Annotated in this window: 20 protein-coding genes and 1 pseudogene; 10 read left to right on the top strand and 11 right to left on the bottom strand. The window is 71.1% G+C overall.

Features of this window, described 5'->3' with window-relative positions; genetic code table 11:
- Positions 1-19 precede the first annotated feature (19 nt).
- Positions 20-850: an alpha/beta fold hydrolase gene (locus tag AC1Z4A_RS00075; protein WP_483675727.1), complete on the bottom strand. Its 831-nt coding sequence runs from the start codon at positions 848-850 to the stop codon at positions 20-22.
- A gap of 121 nt (positions 851-971) precedes the next feature.
- Here AC1Z4A_RS00075 and AC1Z4A_RS00080 point away from each other — a divergent pair, with 121 nt between their 5' ends.
- From AC1Z4A_RS00080 to pth, 6 genes are all read left to right on the top strand, one after another.
- Positions 972-1856 carry a LysR family transcriptional regulator gene (locus AC1Z4A_RS00080; protein WP_483675728.1) on the top strand — a complete coding sequence of 295 codons (885 nt, stop codon included), beginning with the start codon at positions 972-974 and terminating at the stop codon, positions 1854-1856.
- Positions 1857-2134: 278 nt separating this feature from the next.
- Entirely contained in the window at positions 2135-2614 is a 480-nt protein-coding gene (locus AC1Z4A_RS00085; protein WP_483675729.1) for a nucleoside deaminase, read from the top strand.
- 455 nt (positions 2615-3069) lie between these two features.
- Positions 3070-3267 (top strand): hypothetical protein, encoded by a 198-nt coding sequence (locus tag AC1Z4A_RS00090; protein WP_483675730.1) that lies wholly within the window; start codon positions 3070-3072, stop codon positions 3265-3267.
- A gap of 68 nt (positions 3268-3335) precedes the next feature.
- A complete protein-coding gene (locus AC1Z4A_RS00095; protein ID WP_483675731.1) occupies positions 3336-3788 on the top strand; it encodes an NUDIX hydrolase in 453 nt (150 codons plus the stop codon).
- A gap of 182 nt (positions 3789-3970) precedes the next feature.
- Positions 3971-5869 (top strand): ATP-binding cassette domain-containing protein, encoded by a 1899-nt coding sequence (locus tag AC1Z4A_RS00100; protein WP_483675732.1) that lies wholly within the window; start codon positions 3971-3973, stop codon positions 5867-5869.
- A gap of 82 nt (positions 5870-5951) precedes the next feature.
- Entirely contained in the window at positions 5952-6569 is a 618-nt protein-coding gene (pth, locus tag AC1Z4A_RS00105) for an aminoacyl-tRNA hydrolase (protein WP_483675733.1), read from the top strand.
- A 15-nt stretch (positions 6570-6584) separates the two neighbouring features.
- Here pth and AC1Z4A_RS00110 read toward each other — a convergent pair.
- The 6 genes and pseudogenes from AC1Z4A_RS00110 to AC1Z4A_RS00135 form a co-directional block, all read right to left on the bottom strand.
- Positions 6585-7319 (bottom strand): annotated as a pseudogene (locus AC1Z4A_RS00110) (LLM class flavin-dependent oxidoreductase); the annotation flags it as partial.
- Positions 7320-7332: 13 nt separating this feature from the next.
- Positions 7333-8502 (bottom strand): glycine amidinotransferase, encoded by a 1170-nt coding sequence (locus AC1Z4A_RS00115; RefSeq protein WP_483675734.1) that lies wholly within the window; start codon positions 8500-8502, stop codon positions 7333-7335.
- Positions 8503-8569: 67 nt separating this feature from the next.
- Complete coding sequence (locus tag AC1Z4A_RS00120) at positions 8570-10075, bottom strand: SDR family NAD(P)-dependent oxidoreductase (RefSeq protein ID WP_483675735.1); 1506 nt, start codon at positions 10073-10075, stop codon at positions 8570-8572.
- Positions 10072-11391 carry a preATP grasp domain-containing protein gene (locus AC1Z4A_RS00125; protein WP_483675736.1) on the bottom strand — a complete coding sequence of 440 codons (1320 nt, stop codon included), beginning with the start codon at positions 11389-11391 and terminating at the stop codon, positions 10072-10074. The genes AC1Z4A_RS00120 and AC1Z4A_RS00125 overlap by 4 nt, the downstream gene beginning before the upstream one ends.
- A 40-nt stretch (positions 11392-11431) precedes the next feature.
- Positions 11432-13357: a RiPP maturation radical SAM C-methyltransferase gene (locus tag AC1Z4A_RS00130; protein ID WP_483675737.1), complete on the bottom strand. Its 1926-nt coding sequence runs from the start codon at positions 13355-13357 to the stop codon at positions 11432-11434.
- Between the two features lie 237 nt (positions 13358-13594).
- Positions 13595-14668: a radical SAM family protein gene (locus AC1Z4A_RS00135; RefSeq protein ID WP_483675738.1), complete on the bottom strand. Its 1074-nt coding sequence runs from the start codon at positions 14666-14668 to the stop codon at positions 13595-13597.
- Between the two features lie 207 nt (positions 14669-14875).
- Between AC1Z4A_RS00135 and AC1Z4A_RS00140 the strand changes: the two genes are divergently transcribed.
- The 3 genes from AC1Z4A_RS00140 (at position 14876) to AC1Z4A_RS00150 (ending at position 17796) form a co-directional block, all read left to right on the top strand.
- The gene (locus AC1Z4A_RS00140) at positions 14876-16159 is read left to right on the top strand and encodes an MFS transporter (protein ID WP_483675739.1); all 1284 of its coding nucleotides are present in this window, start codon (positions 14876-14878) and stop codon (positions 16157-16159) included.
- A gap of 143 nt (positions 16160-16302) precedes the next feature.
- Positions 16303-17256, top strand: a complete 954-nt coding sequence (locus tag AC1Z4A_RS00145; protein ID WP_483675740.1) for an AraC-like ligand-binding domain-containing protein — start codon at positions 16303-16305, stop codon at positions 17254-17256.
- 132 nt (positions 17257-17388) lie between these two features.
- Entirely contained in the window at positions 17389-17796 is a 408-nt protein-coding gene (locus AC1Z4A_RS00150; RefSeq protein ID WP_483675741.1) for an ATP-binding protein, read from the top strand.
- Between the two features lie 55 nt (positions 17797-17851).
- Here AC1Z4A_RS00150 and AC1Z4A_RS00155 read toward each other — a convergent pair whose 3' ends face one another.
- The 3 genes from AC1Z4A_RS00155 to AC1Z4A_RS00165 form a co-directional block, all read right to left on the bottom strand.
- Positions 17852-18907 carry a CapA family protein gene (locus AC1Z4A_RS00155; protein ID WP_483675742.1) on the bottom strand — a complete coding sequence of 352 codons (1056 nt, stop codon included), beginning with the start codon at positions 18905-18907 and terminating at the stop codon, positions 17852-17854.
- A gap of 74 nt (positions 18908-18981) precedes the next feature.
- A complete protein-coding gene (locus AC1Z4A_RS00160) occupies positions 18982-19200 on the bottom strand; it encodes a DUF397 domain-containing protein (RefSeq protein WP_483675743.1) in 219 nt (72 codons plus the stop codon).
- Entirely contained in the window at positions 19170-19982 is an 813-nt protein-coding gene (locus AC1Z4A_RS00165) for a helix-turn-helix domain-containing protein (RefSeq protein WP_483675744.1), read from the bottom strand. Before AC1Z4A_RS00165 ends, AC1Z4A_RS00160 begins: the two co-directional genes overlap by 31 nt.
- A gap of 363 nt (positions 19983-20345) precedes the next feature.
- Between AC1Z4A_RS00165 and AC1Z4A_RS00170 the strand changes: the two genes are divergently transcribed.
- Entirely contained in the window at positions 20346-20774 is a 429-nt protein-coding gene (locus AC1Z4A_RS00170; RefSeq protein ID WP_483675745.1) for a DUF6415 family natural product biosynthesis protein, read from the top strand.
- A 433-nt stretch (positions 20775-21207) separates the two neighbouring features.
- On the opposite strand, the gene AC1Z4A_RS00175 is transcribed toward AC1Z4A_RS00170, so the two are convergent.
- Positions 21208-22500: an RICIN domain-containing protein gene (locus AC1Z4A_RS00175; protein ID WP_483675746.1), complete on the bottom strand. Its 1293-nt coding sequence runs from the start codon at positions 22498-22500 to the stop codon at positions 21208-21210.
- Positions 22501-22521: the final 21 nt, after the last annotated feature.

The raw sequence follows: 22521 nt of genomic DNA on the forward strand, positions 1-22521 counted from the left end.
GGTAAATTGCCCGCCTTCGCTAGCCGGCCGCGCGGTCCGCCTCCAGGCGCTCGTCCAGGAAGCCGACCAGCTTGGCGACGAACCCGGCCGGGTCCTCCACGGGCGCCCCGTGCCCCGCGTCGATCTCGGCGTAGCGGGCGTCCGCGATGCCGGCGAGCAGCGCCTTCTGCTGTTCCTCGTCGATGAGCCGGTCGTGCGCGCTGGCCAGTACCAGTGTCGGTGCGGTGATGCGGCCGAGGAGCGGACGCAGGTCGACGTGCCGGTCCGTCTCGGTCTGGCGCAGCGCCCCCGGCTCGATCATCTGCGGCAGCGCCTGGACCAGTTCCTCGTTGGCCGCGGCGTCCGTGCGCTCCCAGTACCCCGGCCCGAAGGCCATCAGCGGCAGCATCCTGGCGAACAGTGCCGTCCCGTGCTCGGCGTCCGTCCGCAGCAGTTCGATCCAGTACTGGAACTCCGCGTCCATGCGTACGTCGGTGTGGGCCCATGCCGCGTGCAGGGCGAGCGAGCGGACGCGTTCGGGCCGGCTCGCCGCGAGGTGGGCGGCGACGACCGCGCCGAGGGAGTGGCCGGCCAGGTGGAAGCGGTCCAGCCCGGCGGCGTCGGCGGCCGCGAGGACTTCGGCGGCGAGGTCGGCCACGCTCAGCGGGCCGCCGTGGTCGGTCGTGCCGCCCGATCCGGACAGGTCGGGAGCGACCACGGTGAACCGGTCGGCGGTCGCCTCGGTCAGGGGCAGCCACTGCTGACGGGTGATCGCGGTGCCGTGCACGAGCACCAAGCCCGGGCCCGTACCCGTCACGTCGTACTCGACGGACGCCTCGCCACCGGTGATCTGCACGGTCGTCCTGGGCATGGTGTTCTCCTTCGGGTTCTTCCCAGCGGTTGGTGTGCCTCCATCACAGCACCGACCCGGCCTGCGCCCAACAGGCGAACTGCGCTTACACTCATCGCCGAAACTGATCAATGGGGTGGGCATGGAGATCCGGCAGCTGCGTTACTTCCTGACGGTGGCGGAGGAGCTGCACTTCGGCAGGGCCGCCGAGCGGCTGCACATCGTGCAGTCGGCGGTCAGCCAGCAGGTGCGGCGCCTGGAACGCGAGCTGGACGTCGAGCTGTTCGACCGCACGACGCGAACCGTCGGCCTGACGGAGGCCGGCCGGCGGCTGCTGCCGCACGCCAGGGAGGTGCTGTCCACCGAGGAGCGGGCGCGGGCCGCGATCGACGAACTGCGCACCGAGCAGGCGGCCACCGTGCGGCTCGGCACCAGTGCGGGACTGGGCGCACGGCTGGACGTCATCCTTGCGGAGTTCGCCCGGCTCGCTCCGAACGCGCAGCTGGAGCTGGTGACCGCGCCCACCGTCGCCAGGCTCAAGGAGGTGCGGTCCGGGGAGCTGGACGCGACGTTGCTGCGGGGTGAGCACGCGGCGGGCGAGGAGCCGGACCTGGAGTTCCTGCCGCTGTGGCAGGACCCGCTCATGGTCGCTCTGCCCGCCCGGCACGACCTCGCGGTACGCGCCGAGATCGACATGGCGGACCTGGCCGGCCTGCCGCTGCGGCTGTCGCCGCGCTCCCGCAACCCCGCCCTGTACGACCTGGTGACGGGCTGCTGCCGGGAAGCGGGCTTCGAGCCCGTGCTCGGGCCGGAGTTCACCACGGCACAGGACACCCTGGCGACCATCGGCTACGGCAAGCCGTCCTGGACGGTCTTCTACGCGCCGCACGCCGAGCAACTGCCCGTTCCTGGTGTGGTCTTCCGTCCGCTGCGTAATCCTGCTCCTGTGATGCGCACCTATCTCGCGGTGCGGCCGGATCCGCCTCGGGCCGGTCTGCGCGCATTGATCGAGGCTTGCCAGAGTTAGTTGGCACAGGTGGCACCCCGTCAAAGGGCGTTTGCCTTCTGAATCGTTGTGGGAAGGCTCGGCTATCCTGCGGCGGTTCCGAAGACGAGGAGAAGCATATGGACTTCGACAGACGCCAGTTTCTCGGGGGGTTGGCCGGAGCAGCGGTGACGGGGGCCGCGACGCCGTGCACCGGCCCTCGGCGCATGCTCCCGGCGAACCCTGCAGCCCGCCCGGATACGGGTGACGGTACGAGCGTTACGGCGAACCGGGACATCGGCACCGGCCACGAGCGGTTCATGCAGCTGGCCATTGAGCAGGCCCGGGGCAATCCCGCCTACCCGTTCGGCGCGGTGATCGTCGGCACCCGTACCGGCGAGATCCTGGCGAGCGGGGTCAACGCCACGAAGGACAGCCCGATACTGCACGGCGAGATGGCTGCCATGAACGACTACGTGCGTCGGCACGGCAACCAGGGCTGGGCCGATACCACCCTCTACACCACGGGCGAGCCCTGCTCGATGTGCATGAGCGCGATGGCCTGGGCGAATCTGCGGCGCGTCGTCTGGGGAAGCTCGATCGACGAGATCCGCTGCACCGGGATCGGCCAAATCTCCCTGTCCGCACGGGAAGTGGCTGCCTCGGCACGGTCCTTCTACACCCCGGACCTGCTCCTGGGCGGCGTCCTGGCAGGCTGCACGGACCGCCTCTTCCAAGAGGCGCAACGGCTGCGCGAGAGGACCTCGGGGGCGTTCTCGGGCGACGCGTCCTGCCGGTGACGGACTGAGGGCCTGCCTCACCCCCCTCACGGACTGTGACCGACGGGCCGGGCCGCGAACCGAGCATGGAAGGCCGGAAATATCGCGGGGGGACTTTGAGCCACGCTTACCGACCCCTGGGCTCGGACCTTCCAACTCCCCCAATACGGAACCCGATCTGGAAATTCCGACCTGCGGCTGTTCCCTGTAGCGGCGGACGTCGACGGCGAGGAGCCCGGCCCGGCGGGGGGCGGGATGCGATCGTGTGCGCGAACCGCGCAATACCCCGCAAGGATGAGCCGCCCCGCGCGGGTGATTCGAAAATGCGGCCACGCCACCGGAGCCCAAGCGCACCTTGGAGTGCGGGAAATCGTCGAACTTTCGTTCCACACTTCGCTCGGTCGCGTCCGTGACGGACCTCTGATCAGCAGCGTTGTTCCGGACGTCCGTCTCGACTACTCGCCCACGGAGGCATCGTGACTCCCCTGCTCGACGTCGCCGCCTCGCGTGCCGCGTTCGAACTGCTTCCCTTCGGCGGCCAGCCGGTTGATACGGGCGCGGTTGACGGTTTCTTCGCCCGCTCATTCGACACGTCGTGGCGGACATCAGGACGACGGGCACGGCCCCCGGAAAGCCGCGCCGCCCGAGGCCGCGCCGTCGAGAACGGCCCCTGAACGGGCCCACGTCAGGTCGGAGCAGGCGCGTGCCGCCGGGCCGCAACCATGCCGGGGAGAGGGAGATCGTGTCGTACCTGCCGAACGTTGTTGGCGCGCACCTGTTGTTCGAGCGGAGGGGCCACGTCCTGTTGGGGCTACGTCCGCCGGACGCGTTGTTCGCAGCGAATGTCTGGCATGTTCCGGCGGGGCATGTGGAGCGGGAAAGCGCGCGGGCCTGCGCTGTGCGGGAAGCCGACGAGGAACTCGGCGTCACCGTTGCCGAGCCCGACCTCGAGCTTGTGCACACCGTGCACCTGCTGGACGCCGGTGGCGCCGGTGACTCCGTGCCGCGGCTGCAGCTGTTCTTCCGCGTTCACCGGTGGGATGGCGAGCCGCAGCTGATGGAGCCGGGCCGGTGCGTGGAGTGGCGGTGGTGGCCGTTGCGCGCGCTTCCCGATCCGACGGTGGATTACACGGTCGCGGCGCTGGAGGGTATGGCGAACGGCTGGCCGTACACGGACGTGGGGTGGCCCGGGTGATCCCCAACCGCTTCTGCGAGGGCAATGCCCCGGCGTTGAACGGTACTTGACCAGGAGGAGCGGCTCGTATGAGCGACACGACAACGAACGGTCCGGACAGTCGCGAGGCGGTTCCCGGGCCTCGCCTACAGCCTCTGCCACTTCCTCCGGCTCAGGCCGCCGCGGCCCCTGAAGGCGAGGACGTGGGCGAGGAGCTGAAGAGCGCCTACTGGATGCAGTGGGACGGCGAGGCGGCGCGGACGAGCGTATGGCGGATCATCGGCCGGCTGCCGTCGATCACCGGGCGGGTGCTGGGCATGGCGTGGCAGGCCGATGCGCGGGCCACCATGGTGGTGATCACCTTCCAGCTCGGCTCGGCGCTGATGAGCGCGTTCGGGCTGCTGGCCTCGGTGCGGGTGCTGTCCGCGCTGTTCGCCCAGGGCGCCACCGGCGACCGCATCCGCCAGGCCCTCCCGGCTCTGGCCGTGGTGGCGGTGCTGATGGCCCTGCAAGGGCTGCTCGACTTCGGAGTCGCGCGCGGCCAGGCCGCGCTCACCCCGAAGGTGCGCCGCGCGGTGGAGATGGAGTTCCTGCGCCTGTGTGCGCATGTGCGTCTCGAAGCGGTCGACGACGCCGCCTGGTCCGACGATGCGAACAAGGCCAACGACCGCGGTCTGTACTACATGCGCCAGGCCATCCCCCAGCTGATCGCCCTGGCTCATGCCGTCCTTGCCCTCATCGGCTCTGCGGGTGTCCTGGCCGTCCTGCACCCGTTGCTGCTCCCGCTGTTGGTGATCTCCGTCATCCCTCAGGGGTACGCGGCGGTGCGCTCGGCACGGCAGCGGTTCCTCTCCCACAGCCGCTACAGCAACCTCCAGCGCCGTATCCGGCTGTTCACCTGGCTGCTGCTGGACCGCGATTCCGCGCCGGAGGTCCGTTCCTCCACCGCGCAGCAGGCGCTGCTGGAGGAGCACGAGCGGTTCACCCGCCGCATCGAGGAGGAGGACAGCCGCCTCGGGCGCGAGGAAGCCGGCGTCTCCCTGCTGGGCAGGACGGTCGGGGGCGCGGCGGTCGGTGCGACGTACGCGGTGCTCGGGTGGATGACGGCGACCGGGTGGCTGCCGATGGCGGCCGGCGGCGGCGCGTTCCTGGCCATCCGCTCCAGCCGTGGCACCCTCGTCTCGCTCGTCACCGCCATGCACATGATCTATGAGCACGCCCTGTGGATCGAGGACCTCCAGGAGTTCCTGGAGAGGTGCAGGGGCCTGCAGCCCCACCGCACCGGCCGGCATCTGCCCGACACGGTGAAGACCATCACCGTCACCGACGTCCAGTACAGCTACCCCGAGGCCAACGGCCCGGCGCTGTGCGGGGTGTCGATGACGCTGGAGGCGGGCTCCACGATCGCGTTCGTGGGTGCCAACGGCTCGGGCAAGTCCACGATGGCCAAGCTGCTGGCCGGTCTGTACGCGCCGACGGACGGGACGATCCACTGGGACGACGTGGAGGTCCGGGAGGTGGATGCCGAGAGCATCCAGGGCCAGGTCGCCATGGTGCTGCAGGACCCCGTCGAGTGGCCGCTGACCGCGCTGGCCAACACCACGATCGGCGCCGGCACGATCACCACGGCCGACCCCGAGCGGGCCCGGCAGGCCGTCACCGCATCCGGGGCCGACCGCATCATCGCCGGCCTGCCCCGGCAGTGGGCCACCCCGCTGTCCAAGCGCTTCAAGGGCGGCCAGGAACTCTCCGGTGGGAACTGGGCCAAAGTCGCCGTCGCCCGCGGCCTGTACAAGGACGCCGCCGTCCTGGTGCTGGACGAGCCGACGGCCAGCATGGACGCCCGCGCCGAACACGCCGTCTACGAGGCCGTCCTGCACGGCCCGCGGCGCCCGGACCGCATCACCATCCTGATCTCCCACCGTCTCAGCAGCGTCACCGGCTGCGACACCATCTACGTCTTCCGCGACGGCCGCATCATCGAATCCGGCACCCACCGGGACCTGATGACGCACACCACCGCCGACGGTCAGATGGGCGAGTACCGGCAGATGTTCACTCTGCAGGCCGCCGCCTACCAGGCAGCTGACGGGCAGCGTTAACCCGTTAGCATGCGGCATACATGCAGGTCGACAGGCCGGTTGATGTCTGCGGGCGATGTCGCCGAAGGGGAGGTTTGACGCCATGGCGTCCGATGAACGCTGGGTGATAGCCGGTCTCGGAAATCCCGGGCCGTGGTTCGGCAAGACCCGGCACAACGCCGGATTCCTGGTCGTCGACCGTCTTGCCCAGCGTCATGGAGTGAAGTTCAAGTGGCACAAAGCCCGGTCCCGTCTCGCTGAGGTCGGTGTCGACGGCAGGAATGTGGTCCTTGCCAAACCGCAGTGGTCGATGAATCTGTCGGGCAATCCTGTTGCCACGGTCATGCGGGACTATGGGGTTCCGGCGGAGCGGCTTCTCCTGGTGTACGACGACATGGCATTTCGGTTCGGCGCCGTCCGGATGAAGCATGCAGGTGGCGCGGGTGGGCACAACGGGGTGCGTTCGGTGACCGAGGCCCTGGGGACTCATCACTACGCTCGGCTTCGTTTCGGTATTGGCCGCCCGCCGGGTAGACAGCCGACGGGCCAGTTCGTCATGCAGAACTTCTCAAAGACCGAGCAAGCGGGACTGCCGGCGCTTCTGGACCGCTGCGCTGATGCCATCGAGGCATTCGTCGTGCGCGGCCTGGACAGGACGCAAACCGAACTGCACACGGCCGCCCAGCAGGAATTCCGGCTCGTGCCCCGCGGTCCCCGGTAGCAAAGCACGCTCGCCTCACAGCCGGGGCGGCCCCGATTCGGCGCGCCCGAGGACCGTGTCGACACGGGAAAGGCCGGGGTGGTCCATGGGCAGCCGTTCGTCCCACCATGTGGCGCCCGCATCGCGGAGGGGGCCGATCAGGTCGTGGGCGGCAGCCGTGTCGTTCGCGGGGCTGACGCCTCCCACGACCACCTCGAAGGGCGTGTCACGGCGCTCTTCGGGGCGGTGGCGATGGACGTAGACCACCAGGTCGCGCACCTCTTCCACCGGCGGGGTGTGGCCGTGGCCCGCGGAGTGGAACAGGGGCACCGCTCCGTCCCAGCGGGCCGCGCGCCGCATCGGTCTGCGGTTCGGCCAGCGGCCGGCGACCCATACCGGCGGGCGCGGACGCTGCACGGGTGGGGGCAGCAGAGCGACGTCCTGGGCGTGGAAGTGCTTGCCGTGGTGCGTGACGCGCTCCCCGGTCCAGTACTGCTCGAGCAGGGCCAGGCCCTCGTCCAGACGCTCGGCGAGCACGGCCTGGTCGGTGGGTTCGCCGAAGCTGCCGTACTCGTCCTCGACCGGTCCGCCCAGGCCCGTTCCGAAGACCACGCGGCCGTTGCTGATCCGGTCCAGGGTGGCCACCTGGCGCGCCAGTTGGTGCGGCCGCCGCCGGGGTACGGGCGTGACCAGCGTGCCCAGCTTGATGCGTGTGGTGGCCAGTGCGGCCGCCGTCAGCAGCATCCACGGATCGCCGAAGGGGCACCCCCTCCCCCGGCCCGCGTCACAGGTAGTCGCCGCACTCCCCCTCCCGCACCGTGTCGAGCGTGAAGCAGTGCAGTCCGCCGCCGAAGAGGCGGCGGTGGCGGTGGCGTACGGGGACCACCGTGAAGCCGTGCTGTTCCAGCGTCCGCATGAGGTCCGGGCAGCCCTCGTTGACCAGGACGGTGTCCGGGTCGACGGACAGCACGTTGAGGTCGATGTACTGGCTGGTGAGGATGAGGTCGGTGTCGTCATAGGCCGGGAAGTTCGACTCCTTGGGGTCCGGCGCGACGATCACCTTCCATTTCCGTAGCTCCGGCGGCAGCACGTCCACCATGTCCGGGAAGCGCAGCAGGAGCACCCCGGGGCGCAGGGCCAGGACGGCGCTGTCGATGTGGCCGTCGGTCAGGTGGTGCATCCGGTGGACGCGGATGCGGCCGGTCAGGTGGCGTTCGAGCCAGTCGCAGGCCAGGGCGTGGTTGGCGGTGGCGATGTTGACGACGAGGTCCCGGCCCAGGCGCAGGCACTGGGCGGCGTCGATCATCATCTCCAGGCCCACGTCGTAGGGGGACGGCTGTGGGGAGGGCACGGTCTCGGTGCTGCCGATGCCCCGGCTCGCATAGGGCTCCAGGTCGAAGGAGTTGTCGGTCATCCACGGCCGGGGCATGGTCGTCCAGCGGGCTCCTTCGCGGAAGTACCGCATGAAGACCGGCTTGAGGAACTGGGTCTCGAAGTAGCGGGCGCGCAGCATCGGCGGCGTCTCGATCACCTCGTCGCCGAGGACGAGCGTGTTGTCCCGCAGGTTCAGCGGCGGGAGCACCGGGGCCGACCAGGCCGGGGTGGTGACCTCGGCGGCCGTGGCCGCCGCGGGCATGGGACGCAGGACCGTCACGCCCAGGGAGCGCAGGGCCTCGGCCATGCCCTCGACGTCCTCGTGGAGTTCGTCGACGTAGCGCTGTTTGATGGCCAGGCGGGGCGTGGGGCCGGACGGCCGGGAGGTTTGCGCGTCGCTGTCGGAGCCTGCGGTGATGCGGGGGTAGTAGCCGTTGGCGCGGGTGCGGTTGTCCTGGGTGAGGTTGTCGTAGAAGAACAGCTCGAAGGACAGGTCCGGGGCGTGCTCGCGGTAGCCCGCCGCAGAGCCGAGCACGACTTCCTTCAGCGGTGACCATTCGTCATGGCTGTTCAGGCGCATGTGCGGTTCCCTCCCTGGTGTCGAGTCGTGCCGCGGCCCTGTTGGGCTGCTGGTATACGCAGGTCCGTCACGGGGTGCGTCCCGGCGTCGGGCGGGTGGCCACGGCGTGGTCTTGGGGGCCGACCAGGAAGCCTGCGTCGACCGGGAGCGCGGCTCCGGTGATGCACGCGGCGTCGTCGGAGGCCAGGAACAGCACGGCGTCGGCGACCTCCCAGGGCCATGCGGGGCGCCGGTGCAGTGGATGGATGCGTCCGTACTCGGCGACGGCCGCGTCCATGTCGGGGGCGCCGCGCAGGAAGTCGGCGGTCATGGGTGTGCGGACGACGCCCGGGCAGACGCAGTTGACCCGGACGTCGGGGGCGTAGTCGAGGGCCATTCCCTGGGTGAGCTGGACGATTCCGGCCTTCGTGGGCCCGTAGGCGCAGTCCTTGGGGTAGCCGACGAATGCCAGGGCGGAGCTGATGTTCACGACGGCTCCGCGGCGCTCGACCAGCTGGGGCAGGGTGTGCTTGGCGACGAGGAAGGGGCCGCGCAGGTTGACGGCGTGGGTGCGGTCCCAGCCGTCCGTGGGTGTCGTCGCCGCGCCCTCCTGCGGGCCGTTGATCCCGGCGACGTTGACGAGGACGTCGACCGGGTGCCGGTCGGTGACGCGGTGTACGGCTCGGGCCACCTCGTCCTCGTCCGTCACGTCGGCCCGTACGGCGTACGCGGCGCTGCCCAGGTCGCGGGCCGTCGCCCGGGCCCCGTCCAGGTCGGCGTCCAGGCATGCGACCGTGCCGCCCTCCTCGGCGATTCGCCGGCAGACGGCGCTGCCGATGCCTCCGGCGGCTCCGGTGACGAGCGCGTGACGGCCTCGCATCCGCTGCGCGGCCGGTGCTCGCCCGCTCTCCCGCTGTGGTCCGGCGGCCGTCCCCACGGGCAGCGCAACGCCCGTGATGAACTGCGACTCGCCGCCTGCCAGGAAGGCCACGGCGGATGCGACCGCGTCCGGCCGTGGGTGCGCAATGGCCGGGCACACGCAGTTGACACGGACGTCGGAAGCGGCGGCGTCCAGGGCCACGGCCCGGGTCAGGCCGATGATCCCGGCGCCCGCCGCGCAGCCGGCCGCGCCTCCCGGCCGGCCGGTGAGGCCCGTCTCGGAGGCCACGTTGACGATGGCTCCGCGGCGGCGGGCCGTCATGTGCGGCAGCACGGCGCGGCAGGCGTGGAACACTCCGGTCGGGCCGGCCGTCAGGGCGCGCGACCATTCCCCGGGCGCGAGGTCCCACAGCCGCCCGCCCAGGGTGATGGTGGCGCAGGTGACCAGGATGTCGATCCTGCCGTCCGCCGCGAGCACCTGTGCGACGGCCCGTTCGGTGTCCGCCGCGTCCGCGGTGTCGACGCCGAGCCCGGCCGCCCCGGGCAGGCCGCGGGCCAGGCGCTGCGCGGCCCGTTCCTCCGCGTCGGCGGCGCGGACCCGTGCGCCCTCGGCCGTCAGCCGTCGGCTGACGGCCCGTCCGATGCCCGTGCAGGCGCCGACGACCAGGGCGATGTGGTCCTCGAAGCGCCGGAGGCGGTGCCGGGGTGCGGTCACGGCGCCTCGCCGGGGGCGGTGCCCACGTCCTGTTCGACCTTGTGGCACAGGGCGGTTGCCGCCTCCGCGCTCTCGGCGACGGCGCAGTACATGACGGTGCCCGAGCGGGGCTCGTACGGGCTGGTGAGCAGGGCTCCGGTGGCGGTTTCCGGGCTGTAGGCCAGGCCCGCCGCGTGGAGGCCCTCGAGCGCGGCGGCGAAGGAGGGCACCTTCAGCTCGACGCGTTCCATCAGTGTGCGTTCGGCCGGGAACCGGTCGCCCACGATGCGCCTGCCGAGGACTTCATGGACGTGGGTGGAGCCGGTGACGCGGCCGTTGAACTCGGTGAAGACGACCTCGCCGGCGGGGGTCACCACGGCGTCGGCGCTGACGATGCCCCGGTAGCCCGCGGCGCGCAGGGGTTCGCACAGCCGCCGTCCCTGCTCGACGAGCGTGGCCCGCACGCCGGCCGGCCGGCCCGTGATGGGGACGACCTGGGCGACGCCCTGCGGGTTCTTCAGCAGCTCGCCCTCTCCCACGAGTTCGCTGCCGTCGGCGGTCAGCAGGAACTCGGCGAACCAGGAGGTGCAGCCGGGCAGGTACTGCTCGACGATCAGCCGGTGGCGGCCGCCCGCGGTCAGGATGTCCCACTGCTCTGCCAGGTGCCGGTGCAGCGCGGTGCGGTCGGCCACGGGCGTCAGCCATTTCGCGCCGAGCGGGCGGACGTCCGTGGTCCGGGTGAGTACGTCGTTGCCGTCGCCGGAGGTGAAGAACTCGCCCTTGAGGATGACGGGGTGGCCCGCCTCCAGGAGGGCTTCCGCCGTGTCCTCGGCGGCCGCGGGCTCCACGCACACCGCGCCGGGGGTGATGGGCACCTCGGCCCCGGCGGCCATGGCGCGGAAGGCCGCCTTGCTGTTGGCCAGCACCCCGCCGCTCTGGGCGAGGAACGCATGGCCGTCCAGGGCGTCCTCGGCGCCGGCGGCCGAGGCGAGGGCCGCCACCGAGGGTGCGGGCCACAGGGGGACGAAGCCGTCCACGCGCCGTGAGCCGATGGCCGCCCGCAGCTCGGCGTGCAGGGCGGGGTCGGTGAGCCTGCCGTGGGTGAGCCTGATGTCGCCGTCGGGTGCCGCGGGGACGAGGACGCGCAGGGATGCGGCGTCGAGGCTCTTGACGTCCGCGACGTAGCGGATGAACTCCGCGTCCGGCTCGCCGGGCAGGATCAGGATGTCGCCGTCCTCGGCGAACCAGGCCACGCGTTGCCCGCGGAAGCCCGCGAGGTTGCGGCCGTACTGCCCGACCAGGTCCTCGGGCACTCCGTTGCCGATCAGGACGCGCATGTGCTCTCTTTCCCCCTGCTCATTCGAATTCCCCCGTAAGTCATCGTGGTTGTGTGCCCGCCCGCCGGAGGGGCAGGGCGAGGGCGAGGTACTTCCCGTCCTCTTCGATGGCGATGCCCTGGTCGCGGGTGAAGCGCAGGAATGCGTCGACGTCCGGCTCGTCGGCGGCCAGTCCCTCGTCGGCCAGTTCCTTGCACACCCGCGTGGTGTTGCGTGCGGTGTCGCCGCAGATTTCGTAGGCGCGGGCCCGCCATCCGTGCAGCGTGGCCCTGCGCCGCCGGCCCGCCCTGGTGTCGTAGAGGGTGATCCAGCCGGGGCCGCGCGCGTAGGTGAGCCGGGGCGGGCCGTCGTCCTGTGCCCAGGCGCGCGTCCAGGCGTCGACGCCGTCGGCCACGGCGCGTACGGCCTCGGGTGAGGCGACGTCGCGGGGCTCGTAGTCGAAGAAGTAGGCGATGGCGCCGTGGTCGATGCCGGGGAGCGGGTAGGCGAAGCGGTACGCGGAGCGGGGGCGGCGCCGCCCGAGGCCCAGGGCCGGGTCGGTGTAGTACGGGCTGAAGCGCTCCAGCCAGATGCGTCCGCAGCCCTGCGGGGGCTGGAGGTGGGTCAGGAGCGGGATCAGTACGGCCTGGGCGCGGTAGTCCTCGTCCGTCTCGCCGGGGAATCCGGTGAGGATGTTCCAGGCGACGTCGATGCCGTAGTGGCGGGCCCATTTCAGCAGGCGGACGTTGAGCAGCAGGGAGGAGCCCTTGCGCATGAGGCGCAGGACGTGGGTGCTCAGGCTTTCCAGGCCGGGTTGCAGCTTGCGCACTCCGGCGGCGGCCAGGGTCTGCACCTGGCGGCGGGTGAGGTTGGCTTTGACCTCGTAGAACATGTCGACGTCCCAGGAGGTTTCCGCGAGGCGCTCGCACAGGCCGCCGAGGTAGGACATGTCCATGATGTTGTCGACGGCGTCGACGGTGAGCACGCGGTGGCGGTGCAGGAGTTCCTCCAGCTGACCGACGGCGCTGGCCGGTGACTTGGCGCGGAATCCCATGCCCAGGGCGTTGAGGCCGCAGAACGTGCAGTGGTGTTTCTCGCCCCACCAGCAGCCGCGGGAGAACTCCACCAGCAGGCGAGGGGACTTGGTGCCGAGTGCCTCGCGCCGGCCGTGCTCGTCGAGTGCCGTGAAGTAGTCGCGGTAGTCGGGGACCGGCAGGGCGTCCATGTCCTGGACGGGCGGGGCCGGTGGGGTGAGGCGGGGCTGTCCGTCGGTGGCGCGGGTGCAGACGCCGGGGATGCCGTGCGGCGGCTCGCCGCGCGAGAGTGCGGCGGCCAGCCGTGGCAGGGCGCGGTCGGCTTCGCCGACGACGGCGTGGTCGATCCACGGCAGGTGCCGCATGTACTCGGGGCCCATCTCGCCGTCGAAGTTGGCGCCGCCGAAGACGATGGCGGTGCCGGGGTGGTGGTGCTTGAGGCGGCGGGCGAGCGCGATCGAGGCGACGTTCTGGACGAAGGTGGAGGTGAATCCGATGAGGCCGTATCCGGCCCAGTCGGCGCGCGCCGCCACGTCGTCGAGCCACTCGGGGAGCCGGGTGCGGCGCAGTTCGAGGACCTCTTGCCGGTCGAGTCCGACGTCCGCGCAGATCCCGGCCACTTCGGGGAACTCCGCCAGGTAGGCGTCTGCGTCGTCGCCGCCGTCGCCGAACGCGGCGGGGGTGAAGAGCCATTCGCCCAGGAGGTGCAGGCGCTCCGAGGGGGCGTTGGTCACGGCGTCGTAGAAGCGGGGGCCCAGGGCGCGGGAGAGGGCGACGTTCAGGTAGAGGCTGCGCACGTGGTGGGTGTGGTCGGTGAGGACGGCCTGGAGCAGTCCGCACTGGATCGAGGGGGCGTCCGTGCGGGCCCAGGGCATGTTGACGAGCGCGATGTGCAGTGGGCGCTGCGGAGTGCAGTCGGTGACGGTGGCGTCCGCCGTGGCCTTCCGTGTCATGCGTGGTACCCGATCCCCCGTGGCCGTCGCTGTCGTCCGCGCCGCGGCCGGTGCGGACCGTGCCCGCCGCCGGGGCGGCGGGCACGGCCGGCCTCCTCGGCCGCCGTCGTCAGTCCTTGCCGGTCGTCAGTCCTTGACGTTGACGCAGGTGGCGTCCTTGACGTTGGTGCAGCCGGTGTCGCTCTCCGGGAGTTCGCCGTCGAGCAGGTCCGTCCAGAAGTCCTGGTTCTCCATGATTCACCTCCCCAGCCGGTCGAAGCGGGCCGCGTGTTCCCTCGGCGCACGGTCCAGGCGCACCTCGATGTCGCCGGGGCACAGGTGCTGGATCTCCTGCGGGCTCGCGCCGGGGTTGAAGAAGTCCATCTGTGTGGCGTCGGAGCGCACATGGCCCACCGAGGCGAGTTCCGTGCCGGGGTGCGAGCGGGCACCGGTCCAGACGTAGCCGTTGCACATGTCCGTGATGGTGGAGATGTGCCCGTAGACGAAGGCGGGGTCGAGGCGGGTGTTGGCCACCAGGTGCGCGTGCGGGAAGGCGAGGCGCAGCCTGCTGCAGATCTCCAGGTACAGCTCCTCGCTCACCTTCAGCGGCGGCTCGACGTCGAAGTCCGCGGGGGCGGCCGCGCCCTCGGGCAGGGTCAGCGCCTGCTGTACGGGCGTGGCGACGAAGTCGAAGCCGCCGACCTCGTCGGCCCAGTGCACGAACTGCTCGAGTTCCGCCTGCCAGTCGGGCACCAGGCCCCACAGCAGGGCGTTGCCCACCTCCAGGCCGGCGGCGCGGATGCGGGCCGGTGCCTCCTTGCGCTCGGCCTGGTCGGCCTTGAGGCCGGAGCGGTGCTTGCGGCGGTACAGGTGCGGGGTCATGACCTCCATGAACGTCCAGACCGCGTCGGCGCCCGCGTCCTTCAGCCGCCGGTAGCCCTCGGGCTTGAGGGTGTCGCAGTTGACGATCAGGTAGGCCGCGGGGTCGAGGGCGCGGGCGCGTTCCACCCAGCGGGCGACGCGGTTGGCCAGGCGGCCCTGGTCCTCGGAGACGGTGCCGAAGACGAGTTCGTGGATGCCGTAGCCGACGTCCCCGAGCTTCCTGATGAGCCAGTCGAAGGTGGCGGTCGGCATGGCGCCGCGGATGCCGTGCGCGCCCTCGCCCGCGAGGAGGGTGCTCAGGCCGCAGTAGGTGCAGCCGGAGGAGCAGAAGTCGATCGGGTAGATGACCGAGTGCAGGCGCAGGGCGCTGCCGAAGGCCTCCCGGCGGGCGGCCCGGGCGCGCCCGGTCAGGTCGGCGCGGGTCGCGGTCGTTGTGACGGTGTTGGCCATTCCTGTCTCCCGGCTCACAGTTGCCTCCGGCCCGACGTGCGACGACATGCCGAGACTGGCACAGTTGCCCTCCGGCGTCGTTGGCAGAGAGTGCACACCTCTTAACTGTGGGTGCACTCTCGCCGTGCCGTGGCCGTGCGACCGGCCGGAGTTCGGGGACAGTGTGGTCAGGGTGATCGATGCGCCGGAGGGCGGGCAGAGGACGGCATGGCCATCACAGGACTGGTAATGGACACCCGGCCCCTGCGGGAGTCTGCGCACTTCCGGCGGCTGTGGGCGGGCACGAGCCTGTCCTCGCTCGGCACCCAGATGACCCGCTTCGCGGTCGCCCTGCAGGTCTACACCCTCACCCACTCCTCCGTCGCCGTGGGCGGGGTGGGCCTGGCCGCGGCCGTTCCCTCGATCGCGTTCGGGCTCGTGGGCGGGGCGGTCGCCGACGCCGTCGACCGGCGCAGGCTGGTATTGACGACCACCTCCGCGCTGGCCGTCGTCTCGGGCGCGTTCACGGCCCAGGCGTTCGCGAACCTGCGTCAGCTGTGGCTGCTGTACGTGCTCGTCGCCGTCCAGTCCGTGCTCGGCTCCGTCAACGGCCCGGCCCGCCGCAGCCTCGTGCCCCGGGTACTGCGCACCGACCAGCTGCCCGCCGGAGCGGCACTGACCATGTTCAGCTTCCACGCCGGGAACACGGCCGGGCCCGCGATCGCCGGTGCGCTCGCGGCCGCCTCGGGCCTGGACGTGCTCTACCTCATCGACGCGGTCACGTTCGTCCTCGCCCTGTACGGGGTCGCCCGGCTGCCGGCGATGGCGCCGGAGGGCGGGGCCACCCGGCCGGGGCTGCGCTCCATCGCCGAGGGGCTCCGCTACGTCAACGGCTCCCCGGTGCTGCGCGGAGCGCTCCTCGCGGACCTCAGCGCCACGGTCCTGGGCATGCCGATCGCGCTCTTCCCGGCCATGAACGCCCAGTACTTCGGCGGGGGCGCCCAGACCCTCGGGCTGCTGACGACGGCGACCGGGGCCGGGGGGCTCGCCGGGGCGCTGCTGTCCGGCCCCGTCGGCCGAGTGGCCCGCCAGGGCCGGGCCATGCTGATCACGGGCGCGGCGTGGGGGGCGAGCGTCGCCGGCTTCGGCCTGATGCGCAGCCTGTGGCCCGCCCTCGTCCTGCTCACGGTGGCGGGTGCGGCCGATGCGATCAGCGTCGTCTTCGGCACCAGCATCCTCCAGGGCGCCACCCCCGATCGGTACCGCGGCCGGGTCAGCGCCGCGGAGTACGTGGCCGGGGTGGGCGGGCCGCAGCTGGGCAACTTCCGGGCCGGTGCGGCGGGTTCGCTCGTCTCGCCGTCGTTCGGCGCCGTCAGCGGCGGCCTGACGGCCGTCGCGGGGGCCGCGCTGATCTGGCTCGCCCTGCCCGCGTTCGTCCACTACCGGCCGCAGCAGGAGCGGGCCTTCGATCCTGAACGAAGGGGTGACGAATCGGAAGCGGCCGGGCGATAGGCTGACAGGCACCGACAAACACCGACGGCAACGCCCGAAGTGCCCTGCGGGCACTGCCCGGACGCGTGCCGCGGCGGGAGCGTGCCCGGTCCACGGCCGGCCGAAGACGCCGTCAGCTCACGGGGGATCGTCATGGGGGATCGATGATCGAGGCAGACGTCCGGGCTCCCGGGGCCAGGGTGTTCCTGGGGGCGCTGTCGATGACCGCGACCCGTGTCCCGTCGTCCCGGCAGGCGGAGACACCGGGCGCGGTGCGGCCCCCGGCCGCCGGGCTGTACCACCTTCTGCTGCCCCTGCGCGGCGAGTGGGGAGTGCTCCAGGACGGCCGCGAGGTCGTCATCGGCCGTGCCGAGTTCGCCCTGTGCACGGCCTCGCGCCCCTTTCGCGCGTGGGCGGTCACCGCGCGCGGCGGGACCGGCGGCCTGGAGGTCCGCGTCCCGCGGACGCTGCTGCCGCTGCGGCCGACCGAGGTGGACGGGCTGGTGGCCAGGCCCCTGTCGGCCCGGGCGGGGATCGGCTCCCTGCTCGCGGGATTCCTCACCGGGCTCGTCGCGGACACCGGCGAGCTGCGGCCGTCCGACGCGGCCCGCCTGGGGGCCGTCCTGCTCGACCTGCTCACGGCTCTGCTCACGTACGAACTGGAGGCGGGGGCCGCCGAGACCGCCGAGACCGCCGGTACCGACCCGGCCGTACGCCCCGCCACCGGCCGGCGGGCCCTGCTCCTGCGCATCCAGGCGTACATCCAGCTGCACCTGCGCGACCCCCTGCTGACCCCGGAGAAGATCGCGGCCGCCCACCACATCTCCGTCCGCTACCTCCACCGCCTCTTCCAGCAGCAGGACAGCACGGTCGCCGCCTGGACCCGCGCCCAGCGCCTCGAACGCTGCCGCCGCGACCTGGCCGACCCCCTCCAGCACAACACCCCCATCCACGCGATCGCCACGCGCTGGGGCTTCACGCACCCGGCGGACTTCAGCCGCGCCTTCCGCACCGCGTACCGCATCGCCCCGAAGGACTACCGGCACTCGGCGCTGGCACCGCCGGGGGCGTGTGCCACGCGCCCTGCGGAGGGTCCGATCGGGCGAATGACCGGGTGATGCGGCGGCGCGCGATGCGGCGACTTGTCCGGACGTATCCGGAGGTGCCGTCGGCTCGTTCTCTGTCGTGGAGATGCCGGATCTTCCCGCCGACGACGGGCCGACGGTCGGCCGACGATTGAAGGAGTCCTGATGCGACGAGTCCTTGCGACAGCCGCCATGGCCATGGCGGCCATGGGCGTGGGCGCTGCCGGCCCGGGGTCGGCCGCCCATGCGGCCGAACTGCCGAGAGGGCTCGATCTGAAAGGAGTGACCGCGCTCGATCCCGGCAGCCTGGGCACGGCGGTGGACGAGGCCGCCCAGAAGACGACGAAGGTGGTCGGCGGCACCGGCAGCAGGGTGCTCGGGAAGGCGGTACCGGCGGCCGGACGGACGGGAGGCACGGCGGTGAAGGCGTCGACGTCCGCGGCCCAGCAGCTCAGCGGCCGTGCGGCGGGCTCGGCGGGCGAGGCCGTCGGCGAGACCGCGAAGGCGGTCACCAAGGACGGGCCGCCTTTCGGTGGGCTGCCGGGCAGGGGACTGGGACGGCTGCCGTCCTGACCTGTTGGGTCATCGGAAACACGCCGCAACACATGAGATGCGAAACAACTGCAGATCAGCGGGAGTTTGCAGTTCGGCGAACGCGCTGCTGGACAGCGGCCGTCAGATCGATCGGGCCCGCGCCGCGGCACAGGGCGACGGTCCGTGTCCGGTGGTACGCCCGCTCGTAGCGGCTCCGGTGATCGGGCGGGTGACCGGGGTCGGCCAGTGGGGCGGGCAGGACGACGGCGCGGACGGGCCCGGTCAGGTCGATGAGCGTGGGAATGAAACCCAGGCGCCGGACCCGCCAGGAGCCGTCGGCCCGGACGAACCGGAACCAGGACAGCAGACCCTCCTCGCTGGTGCCTCGTGGAACACGGTGCCGGGCAAGGAGATTGCCGTGGCCGTAGACCACCCAGGTGCCGTTGATCCGTTCGAACGGCTGGACCGCGTGGGCGTGGTGGCCGAGGATCACGTCGACCGACGAACCGGCCGTCAGTTCCACAGCCCGGGCAAGCTGGCGCGGGCTGGGTTCGTGCCGGTGCTCCCGTCCCCAGTGCATGCTGAGGATCACCACCTCGGCGCCCGCGCGGCGAGCCCGGCGGGCCTCGTCGAAGACGCGTTCACCGACCAGGTTGGCCAGCCATGGCCTGTCCGCCGGCCGGAGTCGGACGCCGAAGCCGTAGCTATAGGACAGGTGTGCGACCGGGACGCCTCTGACCTCGATGATGTTCGGCCGGTCCGCCTCCGCCCGGCTCCGTGCCGAGCCGGTGTGCCGCAGGCCGGCCGCGTCCAGGGCGTCCAGGGTCCGCCGCACACCGACTTCGCCCTGGTCGAGCGTGTGGTTGGACGCTGTCGAGCAGCTGTGGAACCCCACGTCCGCCAAGGCCGTGGCGATCTGCGGCGGGGCGGCGAAGCTCGGGAAACCCGTGAACGGTCCCCCGGCCGGCGCGAGAGGTGTCTCGAGATGGCAGATCGCCAGATCGGCCCGGGACACGGCCGGCCTCAGCCCGGCCAGCATCGGCCCGAAGTCGAGCCCCTGGCCACCGGCCGCCCTGGCATCCCGGGCGGCCTGCTCGATCAGCGGAGGATGGATCAGGACATCGCCACCGGCGATCACGGTGAAGGACACGTACCCATGATCACTCGGCGTTCCCGGTCTCCGCTGCGACTTTTTGGGCCGTTCGGATGGCCGGGGGAACAGGTTCAGACCGACAGCTTGCCGTCCGTCTCGGCTACCGCGGTCACGAACGAGGACCAGGCCGCGCGCGAAACGACGATCGGCGCACGGCCGGGGTCCTTGGAGTCCCGCACCGGCATCACGGCGGGATACTGCTCGGCGATCTCGATGCATCCACCACTGCTCTGGCTGTGGCTGCTCTTTCGCCAGGTAGCTATGGACAAGTCGAACTTAGCGGTGCGCACGGATACATCTCCCTAACTACCTTACGAATCAGCGTCCTTGATGCCTCGGCGTCGAGCGCCCTGGCGTGTAGTTGATCATAGATGGCGATGTACCCGTCCACGGTCGAAGGCCTGGTGACGAGAACACCGCGAATCCCTGACGACACATACACGACCGAACCGCCCGCAGGACGGTCCATGATCGAGAATTCGCCCATCATCTGAACGAAGCCGGCGTCGCCGGAGAACGGCGCAATCCTGACGTCGACTCCCGTCTGCTGCGACATGTCGATCAAGGTCAGCAGCTGGTGCCTCATGATCGAGTGGCTGCCGACGACCGAGTACAGGGCAGCCTCGGTGAGAACGGCGGAGAACACAGGCGGGCTGGGGCGCTTCATGATGTTATGCCGAAGCGCACGGTGCTTGAGCTTGTCTTCCACGCTGCCCCCGTAGAAGGGGACGTTCTGCTCAATGATCGCTCGTTCGTACTCCGGAGTCTGGAGCAAAGCAGGGATCACGCCGTCCGCCTGGCGGATCTTGATCGCCTGCGACTCGCATCTGAAGGCCCGCTGAATCAGTTTCGCCTCAGGGGCATCATCGAGGTCATCCCGCAGCCTGAAGATGACCCCGCGGGCCCCGAGGGCGTCGTCAATGCGACGGGCGGTGTCACGGTCGGGGACGTTGGCACCGTGCTCGTACTTGGAGACGGTCGAGTAGGTCATCGCGATGGCCTTGGCGAGTTCCGGCTGAGTCCAGCCTTTGCGCTCTCGGTACTCACGGACGACAGCCCCGAGCTCGGCCACACGCGTTTGATGCGGATCAAGTGGCTTCGGGGCAGGCATGGTTGTATCCCCCATGTGACGGTTCACATCGTCAAGTCCTGGACGTGGTTGAGCATAGGGGCCTGCCCAGATACTGGTCATCGGAACCGGACGCCCAGCTCCGGATGCCTGACGCTGTGTTCGATTCCTGCTGTCGTGATGCCCGCCGTATGGCGCTCCACACGTCGGGCAGCAGGAGGGTTCAGGCCATCTCGGGCGCTTGGTGGTTCTGGCCGGCACGTCGCTACCGCCCGGTGCTGCCGCATTGAGCCCCGCCCCCCACGCTGCGCGCCGCGCGGCCCCTAAGGAGACCACTTCGTCATGCCTGTCTGGCCTGGTACAGCTATGACCAATGGAGGACACCGCGCCCCTCTGCCGAACTCTCGTCGCCGGTCGGAGGAGGGTCTCGAGGCTGTCATCGACCTGATTCTTGACGCCCCCATGTCGCCGCCGGCCAGCGTCGTGGAGTCGGCGACGCTGAAGCTCCGCCGGTACATCGACAACTGGGCCGGGAAGGTCAAGGGCACCGCCCAGGAGCTGCTGCCGAAAGACCACCGGGATCGCGTCGCCGCTGAGGACAGCGCTGATGAGGCCACATACCGGGCGCAATACGGGTGCCCGGGTGACGGGCTGGAAAGCGCGTACCGGTACTGCCGGAGTCTGGCCGAGGTCGTCGGGGAGCTGCGCGGTCACTGGCAGAGCCTGGAGCGGGTCGCCGCCGCACAGGCAGAAGATCGTGGTAGCGGTGAGGAGCGGTCGAGTGCGTCCCCGTAGCCCCCTCCGGTTGGTGGGGACGGAGCCACCTCCCCGTCTGGAGGCAGTCGGCCGGATCCGATGCCGTTCGAGTCGGTTGATCACACGGAAGAGGACGTGAGCACCCACCCGCAATCCAGTCCCCGTCCCTACGGGCGTGCTGCCCTGTTCCCTCGGGTCAGCCCGTTGTCGGAGTCGCTCGGCTGGCCGGTGGACCTGCTGCCGCTGGTCCAGGGCCGCCGTCGTGCCGTCGCTGAGATCGCTCGTGCCGCCGCCCTGCCGGATCGGTGCCGCCGCCCGGCTCCCCCGCCGACCTCAGATACGGCCGGCCCATCCCGCTGACGCGGCGGCCTGACGATGTCCGTTCCGGGGCGCTGGACGAACCTGCCCGGCCCTCCGGGCCCCGGCGCCGGCCCCGGGGAAGCGGTCGGCGCCGGGGGCGTACGGGGCGGGGTCAGAAACGGGGGTGGAGGTAGAAGCTCTCGTTGATGGCCGGGGTGCCGTCGGAGTTCCGCTGGTACGGCCACTGGATCAGCCAGGTCCCGTCACCCGTGCGGTTGTGGTCGACGTTGACGACCCGGCCGGTGCCGTTGTCGCGCAGCACGGTGAGGTTGGGGAAGCGCCAGTCGGGGTGCTCCAGGGTGAAGTCCTGGGTGTCGCGCTGGTAGCCGCCCGGGTCGGGCTCGCCGTTGGGGCCGTGGCAGTCCCAGATGTTCATGTAGTCGCCGTTGTTGCTCTTCTGACCCCGGTCGACGTCCAGGCACTTGCCGCTGCTGACGCTCTGGATGCGGTACAGCGGCTGCCCGGATTCGCCGGGGCGACCCACGGGCAGCAGGCGCCAGCGCTGGTTGCCGGCGCCGTTGGCGTGGTAGATGATCACATGGCTGCCGTTGCCGGTCCGGCCGTTGTAGACGTCCAGGAGCCGGTCACTGTTGTCCGCGTGGATGGTCAGGTCCCGGGGGCTCCCGGAGGCGCGCAGGGTGGAGAAGCCGACGGGCCAGTGGTCGCTGCCGTAGTTGGGGTTCACGGCTGCGTGCCAGTTCTGCGTGTTGATGTTGGAGGCCGCGTAGTCCAGCTCGTTGCCGCTCTGCTGGGTGGCCTGCCCGCTGTTGTAGATCCGGGTGTTCTGCGGCACGCCGTCGTTGGCGACGTCCTGCGGGGAACGGTTGAAGTCGCCGAGCACGACCCAGTTCGCGAGGGCGTTGTTGGTCGCGTACCCGGCGACCCGGCGGATGAGGGCGGCCGCGTCGTTGCGCCGCCCGCCGTTGGACGCCGCGTGTACGGAGGCGTAGACGGTCCGGTCCTCGCGGCGCACCGCCGCGAGTGCCGAGCGGTAGCCGCCGGTCAGCTCGTGGACGGAGTCCGGGAAGAACGACGTGACGATGCCGAGGTTGCGGGAGCGCTGGTTGAGGATGTGCAGGTAGCGGAACTGTCCGCTGCCGATGTCCCACAGGTACGAGCGGATGTTGCCGTTCTGGCCGAGCAGATGCGAGCCGCCGGGCGCGGCTCCGGGCACCTCCTGGAGGGCCACGACGTCGAAGGTGCGCGACAGTGTCCGCACGCCCGCCCAACGGGTGGAACCGACCTGCATGTTCCAGGTGGCCAGGCGGTGGGTGTCGGGGTCGGCGGCGGCCGCGGGCCCGCCGCCGACCAGAAGCATCGCGCAGGCGAGCACCCCGGCCAGCACCAGGGCGCCGAGCCGGCGTACAGGCGTGACCGGGGTTTTGTCGAAGGATGTCAAGGACATGCCGTGATTCTTGACTTCAGG

This window comes from Streptomyces sp. 17_S59, from assembly GCF_056930295.1.

Bases quoted from the DNA above. Each gene is read 5' to 3' on its own strand.
- AC1Z4A_RS00075 (WP_483675727.1), bottom strand. From the start codon at position 850: ATGCCCAGGACGACCGTGCAGATCACCGGTGGCGAGGCGTCCGTCGAG.
- AC1Z4A_RS00080 (WP_483675728.1), top strand. From the start codon at position 972: ATGGAGATCCGGCAGCTGCGTTACTTCCTGACGGTGGCGGAGGAGCTG.
- AC1Z4A_RS00085 (WP_483675729.1), top strand. From the start codon at position 2,135: ATGCAGCTGGCCATTGAGCAGGCCCGGGGCAATCCCGCCTACCCGTTC.
- pth (WP_483675733.1), top strand. From the start codon at position 5,952: ATGGCGTCCGATGAACGCTGGGTGATAGCCGGTCTCGGAAATCCCGGG.
- AC1Z4A_RS00115 (WP_483675734.1), bottom strand. From the start codon at position 8,502: ATGCGCCTGAACAGCCATGACGAATGGTCACCGCTGAAGGAAGTCGTG.
- AC1Z4A_RS00125 (WP_483675736.1), bottom strand. From the start codon at position 11,391: ATGCGCGTCCTGATCGGCAACGGAGTGCCCGAGGACCTGGTCGGGCAG.
- AC1Z4A_RS00130 (WP_483675737.1), bottom strand. From the start codon at position 13,357: ATGACACGGAAGGCCACGGCGGACGCCACCGTCACCGACTGCACTCCG.
- AC1Z4A_RS00135 (WP_483675738.1), bottom strand. From the start codon at position 14,668: ATGGCCAACACCGTCACAACGACCGCGACCCGCGCCGACCTGACCGGG.
- AC1Z4A_RS00140 (WP_483675739.1), top strand. From the start codon at position 14,876: ATGGCCATCACAGGACTGGTAATGGACACCCGGCCCCTGCGGGAGTCT.
- AC1Z4A_RS00145 (WP_483675740.1), top strand. From the start codon at position 16,303: ATGATCGAGGCAGACGTCCGGGCTCCCGGGGCCAGGGTGTTCCTGGGG.
- AC1Z4A_RS00150 (WP_483675741.1), top strand. From the start codon at position 17,389: ATGCGACGAGTCCTTGCGACAGCCGCCATGGCCATGGCGGCCATGGGC.
- AC1Z4A_RS00170 (WP_483675745.1), top strand. From the start codon at position 20,346: ATGACCAATGGAGGACACCGCGCCCCTCTGCCGAACTCTCGTCGCCGG.
- AC1Z4A_RS00175 (WP_483675746.1), bottom strand. From the start codon at position 22,500: ATGTCCTTGACATCCTTCGACAAAACCCCGGTCACGCCTGTACGCCGG.